Below are 6,006 nucleotides of genomic sequence, written 5' to 3' on the forward strand. Positions count from 1 at the left end.
CACCGCGCAGTGGTCCGCGCCGCGCTCGACGCGCGTGACGCGCGGCGCCTGGGCGACGTGGGGGCCGGGCCACGGCGTGCCGCCGAGGGCGACGGGGCCGGTGGCGCCGTCGTCGTGGGCGGCCTCAGTCATCCGCGTCCCCGGAGCCCGCCCCCGGCTCCGCCTCGGCGTCCGACCGGCCCTCGGCCGCCAGCGCGCGGTGGTGGCGGATGACCTCGGCGATGATGAAGTTCAGGAACTTCTCGGCGAACGCGGGCTCGAGGTCCGCCTCGAGCGCGAGCCGGTGCAGCCGCGCGATCTGGGCGGCCTCACGCCCGGGGTCCGAGGGCGGCAGGTCGTGCCGGGCCTTCAGCGCGCCGACCCGCTGCGTGAACTTGAACCGCTCGGCCAGCAGGTAGACGAGCGAGGCGTCGATGTTGTCGATGCTGCCGCGGATCGCGAAGAGCTCGTCGAGGACCGCCGGGTCCGCGGTGCCGGGCAGCGAGCTGGCGTGGGGGTCGTAGTCCGGGCTCATGGCCGAAGCCTACGCATCCGCGGGGGCCGACAGCCGGGCATTGCGGGCGGTGTCGATGGTGGCCTGGCCGAGCACGCGGGTGCCCCGGTACAGGACGGCCGTCTGACCGGGAGCCACGCCGCGCAGGGGGCGCCCCGGCTCGATCTCCCACCCCGGATGCCCCGCCGCGTCGGCGCGCTGGCGGGCGCGGGCCTCGACGATCTCGCCGTGGGCCCGGAACTGCAGCGCGCAGTCGAACCAGGCGCCCGTGCGGGCTTCGGGCACCGGGGCGCCGGCCCACGACGGGCGGATGCCGGTGATGCGGTCGACGTCGAGCAGCTCGCGGCCGCCGACGACCACCGTGTTCTCCTTCGGCCGCACCTCGAGCACGAACCGGGGCTTGCCGTCGGGCGCGGGACGGCCGATGGCCAGGCCCTTGCGCTGGCCGACCGTGAACGCCTGGGCGCCCGCGTGGGTGCCGAGCTCCTGCCCCTCCGGGTCGACGATGGGGCCGGGGGCCAGGTCGATGCGCTCGGCGAGCCAGCCGCGGGTGTCGCCGTCGGGGATGAAGCAGATGTCGTGGGAGTCCGGCTTCGCCGCCACGGACAGGCCGCGCTCGGCCGCCTCGGCGCGCACGAGCTCCTTGGACGGCGTGTCCGCGAGCGGGAAGAGGCAGTGCGCGAGCTGATCCGCGGTCAGCACACCGAGCACGTAGGACTGGTCCTTCGCGTCGTCCGCAGCGCGGTGCAGCTCCAGCGAGCCGTCCGGACCGGGCCGCACGGCGGCGTAGTGGCCGGTGCAGACGGCGTCGAAGCCCAGCTCGAGGGCGCGCTCGAGCAGCGCCGCGAACTTGATGCGCTCGTTGCAGCGCATGCACGGGTTGGGCGTGCGGCCGGCCTCGTACTCGGCCACGAAGTCGTCCACGACGTCCTCCGCGAACCGCTCGGAGAAGTCCCACGTGTAGAAGGGGATGCCGAGCCGCTCGCACGCGCGCCACGCATCCGAGGCGTCCTCGATGGTGCAGCAGCCACGCGAGCCGGTGCGCAGGGTGCCGGGCATGCGGGACAGGGCCAGGTGGACGCCGACGACGTCGTGCCCGGCGTCCACGGCACGCGCCGCGGCGACGGCGGAGTCGACTCCCCCGGACATGGCGGCCAGGACCTTCACGGGCGGACTCCTCTCTCGACGACGGACGGGCGCTCCAGTCTAGACGCCCGGCCCCAGCAGCGTCCGCAGCGCGTCGATGAGCGCGGCCGTCTCGGCCAGCGTCGTCGTCCGGCCGAGGGTGAACCGCTGGGTGGCCCGCGCGTCGGCCTCCGTCCGCCCCGGCAGGGCCGCGACCACGTGCGACGGCTCGGCCACCCCGGCGGTGCACGCCGACCCGGACGAGGTGTCCAGTCCGGCCATGTCGAAGGAGAACAGCAGCGCGTCCGCCGTCCGGCCCGGCACGGTGATGTGGACGTTGCCGGGCAGTCGGCGCGTCCCCGGCGGCAGCGCCTGCCCCGTCGCCGGGTCGAGGTCCCGCGGCCCGGTCAGGCGCACCCCGTCCAGGGCGTCGACGGCGGCGATCACCTCGTCCCGCAGCCCGCCCAGGCGGGCGGCCTCGGCGGGCTGCTCCACGCCGGCCTCCGCCACGGCGGCCGCCAGCGCGGCGGCCAGGGCCACCGACACCGTGCCCGCGCGCAGGCGGCGTTCCTGGCCGCCGCCGTGCACCACGGCCTCCAGCGTGACGTCCCGGCGCACGAGCAGGGCACCGACCCCCACGGGGGCGCCGACCTTGTGCCCCGAGACGGCCAGGGTCGCGGCCCCGGACGCGGTGAAGTCCACGGGCACCGCCCCGAGGGCCTGGACGGCGTCGGTGTGCAACGGGACCCCGTGGTCGGCCGCGAGCCGGGCGGCCTCCGCGACGGGCTGGACCGTGCCGATCTCGTTGTTGGCCCACATCAGCGTGGCCAGGGCGGTCCGCTCGGGCGCGGCCGCCAGCGCGGCCCCCCATGCGGCGAGGTCGACCCGCCCGTCGTCGTCGACCGGGACGAGCACCGGCTCGGCGCCCTCGTGCGCGGCGAGCCAGTCCACCACGTCGAGGACTGCGTGGTGCTCGATGCCGGTCAGCACGATCCGGGTGCGCTCCGGCGCGACCGCGCGGCGGGCCCGGTACAGCCCCTGGACGGCGAGGTTGTCCGCCTCGGTGCCCCCGGACGTGAGGATCACCTCGGAGGGGTGCGCCCCGAGCGCCGCGGCGATGCGCTCCCGCGCCTCCTCGAGGTGCAGCTTGGCCCGGCGGCCGGAGGCGTGGAGGGAGGCCGGGTTGCCCGGCAGCGCGGCCGCCTCGGCCAGGGCCGCGAGCGCGGTGGGGCGCACCGTCGTGGTGGCGGCGTGGTCCAGGTGCACGCGGTCCGGGGTGGTCACCCGGCCAGTCTAGGAGCCGCGCCGGATGTGCCCCGGCTCAGTCCCTGGCGAGGAACCGCTCGACGTCGCGGGTCGGGCCCACCAGGAGGATCGTGTCCTCGGGCTCGAGCACGTAGTGACTCGGCGGGTAGAGCCACGTGCCGCGGCTGCGGACGGCGACCACGCGCATGCCCCGCTCCCCCGCGAGCCCGGTGGCTCGCAGGTCCCTGCCCAGCAGGCGCGACGGCGGCGTGGCCCGGACCATGGCCAGGCCCGGCTCGACCTCGACGAAGTCCTGGAACGACGTGCTGACCAGGTGCGCCACGCGGCGGCCCATGTCCCGCTCCGGGTGGACCACGTGCTCCACGCCGAGCTGACGCAGGATCTCGCCGTGGCGGTCGTCGTTGGCCTTGGCCCAGAGCTGGTGCGTCCCGAACCGCCGCATCAGCGAGACGGTGAGGATCGAGTCGGCGAGGTCGCCGCCGATGGCGACGACGACGTGGTCCATCTCGTGGACCGAGAGCTGGCGCATCGCCTCCTCGGCTGTGCTGTCCGCGCGGACGACGTGGGTCAGCCGGCCGTTGAGCGCCTGGACGGCCTCGGCGTCGGCGTCGACCCCCAGCACGTGGCAGTCGGACTCCATGAGCTCGAGGGCGACCCCGGAGCCGAACCGGCCGAGCCCGAGGACGGCCACGGTGGGGCGGTCGCCCCGGCGGGGGGCGAACAGGGAACGGGTGAGATCAACCAATGAGGGGCCTCTCCTTCGGGTACTCGAAGTGGCGGGTGCGGTCGGTCAGGGCCAGGCTGCCGGCGACGGTGGCGGGGCCGATGCGGCCGACGAACATGAGGAGCATGAGGATGCCCTGCGCGGCCGGCGGCAGCTGGGCGGTGATGCCGGTGGACAGGCCCACCGTGCCGAACGCGGACACGCACTCGAACAGGATCTGGTCGGTCGTGAACGAGGACAGGCCCATGAGCACCATCGTGGCGACGGCGATCGCGGTCGCGGAGAGCATGATCACGGTGATCGCCTCGCGGTGCGTGGTCCGGGAGAGCCGGCGGCCGAACGCATGGACGGCGCCCTCCCCCCGGATCTCCGCGAGCACGATGAACAGCAGGACGCTCGCCGTCGTGATCTTCACGCCCGAGGCGGTGCCGGCGGGGCCGCCGCCGATGAACATGAGCATGTCGGTGCCGAAGAGCGTCACGGGGTGCATCTGCCCGTAGTCCAGGGTGTTGAAGCCGGCGGTGCGGGTCGTGACGGACTGGAAGAACGCCGCGAGCACGCGCGAGGCCGGGTCCAGACCGCCCAGGGTCCGCGGGTTGGACCACTCGAGGACGAGGTACATGAGCGTGCCGCCCACCAGCAGCACCGCGGTGCCCACGAGCACGAGCCGGACCGTGAGGTTCCACCGCTCGGGTCGACGCAGGTCCCGCCGCAGGGTCAGCACGACCGGCAGGCCCAGGCCGCCCAAGATGATCGCCGCCGCGATCGGCAGGCAGATGAACGGGTCCGAGACGAAGCCCATGAGGTTGTCGCTGAACAGCGCGAACCCGGCGTTGTTGAATGCGGAGACCGCGTGGAAGACCCCCTGCCACAGTGCCTGGCCCGGGGACATCCCCACGCCCAGCCAGAAGCGCAGGCTCAGCAGCAGCGCCACCGAGGCCTCGACGGCCGTGGAGTACAGGATCAGGGCCCGCAGCACCCGGGGCAGGTCCCCGATCCCCTCGGCCCGGGTGGAGGCCGCGGCGTCGAGGCGCTGGGTGAGGCCGAGCCGCCGGAGGATCACCAGCCCCAGCAGCGACGTGAACGTCATGACGCCCAGGCCACCGAGCTTGATGAGCGCGAGGATCACGACCTGGCCCAGGGGTGTCCAGAACGTCTGGGTGTCCACGACGCCGAGTCCCGTCACCGTGGTGGCGCTGGTCGCCGTGAACGCGGCCTCCAGCGGGGTGGGCGCGCGGCCCTGATACGAGGCGGGCAGCAGCAGTGCGCCGGTGCCCGTCACGATGACGACGAGGAAGGACCCGACCACGAGCTGGGTCGGACGGATGCGGGGCCGACGCGGGCCGACCCGCGGCGACGAGGTGGATGCCACGGGAGGGAAATATAGTCCTCCCGGGGCGCACTGTCACCGTGCGGCGCCGATGGTTGAATGGCCGGGTGCCGACCCCCTCCGTCCCTCTCGTCCACCCGGTGCACCGGTTCGCCCACCAGGAGATCGACTTCCGCCGCCGGATCGTCACGATGGCCGTGGTCAACCGCACCCCGGACTCCTTCTACGACGACGGCGCCGGCGCCGTCCTGGAGGACGCCCTCGCCCAGGCCCACGCCGCGGCGGACGCCGGAGCCGAGTGGGTCGACGTCGGCGGCCTGCCGTTCGCGCCCGGGGCGGAGCTCGACCCCGCCGAGGAGGCGGCGCGGGTGGTCCCCCTGATCGCGGCCCTGCGGAGCGGAGACGGAGCCGGGTCGTCCGAGGCGTCGCGCCGGCTGATCCTCTCGGCGGACACGTTCCAGCCGGCCGTGGCCGAGGCGGCCCTGGCCGCGGGGGCGGACGTCGTCAACGACACCACGGGGCTGTTCCACGCGGACCTGGGCCGAGTGGTGGCCGCCGCGGGCGCGCACCTCGTGGTCACCCACTCCCTCGCCCACGTGCGCGGACCCCGGGCCGTGGTCCCCCGGCCGACGTACGGCGACGTCGTCACGGAGGTCCGCGACCACCTGCGGCGCACCGTCGACCGGGCCGTGGCGCTCGGCGTCCCCGAAGAGAGGATCATCGTGGACCCCGGCCACGATCTGAACAAGAACACCCGGCACACCCTCGAGATCACGCGGCGGCTGGACGAGATCGCCGCCCTGGGGCTGCCCGTGCTGGCCGCGGTCTCGAACAAGGACTTCATCGGCGAGAGCCTGGTCAAGCACCGGCACGAGCGGCTGCCCGGCTCGCTGGCCGCGGCCGCGGCCTGCGTGTACGGCGGCGCCCGGATCCTGCGCATGCACGACGCCGACGCCTCCGTCTCGGCGGCCCGCATGCTCGAGTGCGTGTTCGGGTGGCGTCAGCCGGCGCGCCTGGTCCACAACATGGGCGCGGAGAACCCGCCGCCGGACCGCAGCACCCTGGCCG

General features: G+C 74.8%; 6 protein-coding genes. 1 reads left to right on the top strand and 5 read right to left on the bottom strand.

What is annotated here, in order from left to right:
- Positions 1-124: 124 nt before the first annotated feature.
- Genes D8M29_RS07595 through D8M29_RS07615 form a run of 5 tightly spaced genes read right to left on the bottom strand, consistent with a single transcriptional unit; the run spans position 125 to position 4,980 of the window.
- Positions 125-514, bottom strand: a complete 390-nt coding sequence (locus D8M29_RS07595) for a chorismate mutase (RefSeq protein WP_049147338.1) — start codon at positions 512-514, stop codon at positions 125-127.
- A gap of 9 nt (positions 515-523) precedes the next feature.
- Complete coding sequence (gene mnmA / locus D8M29_RS07600) at positions 524-1,660, bottom strand: tRNA 2-thiouridine(34) synthase MnmA (RefSeq protein ID WP_069942006.1); 1,137 nt, start codon at positions 1,658-1,660, stop codon at positions 524-526.
- 39 nt (positions 1,661-1,699) lie between these two features.
- A complete protein-coding gene (locus D8M29_RS07605; RefSeq protein ID WP_127445883.1) occupies positions 1,700-2,902 on the bottom strand; it encodes a cysteine desulfurase family protein in 1,203 nt (400 codons plus the stop codon).
- A gap of 37 nt (positions 2,903-2,939) precedes the next feature.
- Positions 2,940-3,629 (bottom strand): TrkA family potassium uptake protein, encoded by a 690-nt coding sequence (locus D8M29_RS07610; protein WP_036338302.1) that lies wholly within the window; start codon positions 3,627-3,629, stop codon positions 2,940-2,942.
- Positions 3,622-4,980: a TrkH family potassium uptake protein gene (locus tag D8M29_RS07615; RefSeq protein ID WP_115260876.1), complete on the bottom strand. Its 1,359-nt coding sequence runs from the start codon at positions 4,978-4,980 to the stop codon at positions 3,622-3,624. The genes D8M29_RS07610 and D8M29_RS07615 overlap by 8 nt, the downstream gene beginning before the upstream one ends.
- Before the next feature lie 65 nt (positions 4,981-5,045).
- On the opposite strand from D8M29_RS07615, the gene folP reads away from it, so the two are divergent.
- Positions 5,046-6,006: dihydropteroate synthase (gene folP, locus D8M29_RS07620; protein WP_127445884.1), on the top strand; the 961-nt coding region annotated here is incomplete at its 3' end.

This window comes from Micrococcus sp. HSID17227, from assembly GCF_003989405.1.
In the GTDB taxonomy this organism is placed as follows: Bacteria; Actinomycetota; Actinomycetes; order Actinomycetales; family Micrococcaceae; genus Micrococcus; species Micrococcus luteus.

Excerpts from the sequence above, each read along its gene's own strand:
- D8M29_RS07595 (WP_049147338.1), bottom strand. The coding sequence starts at position 514 with ATGAGCCCGGACTACGACCCCCACGCCAGCTCGCTGCCCGGCACCGCG.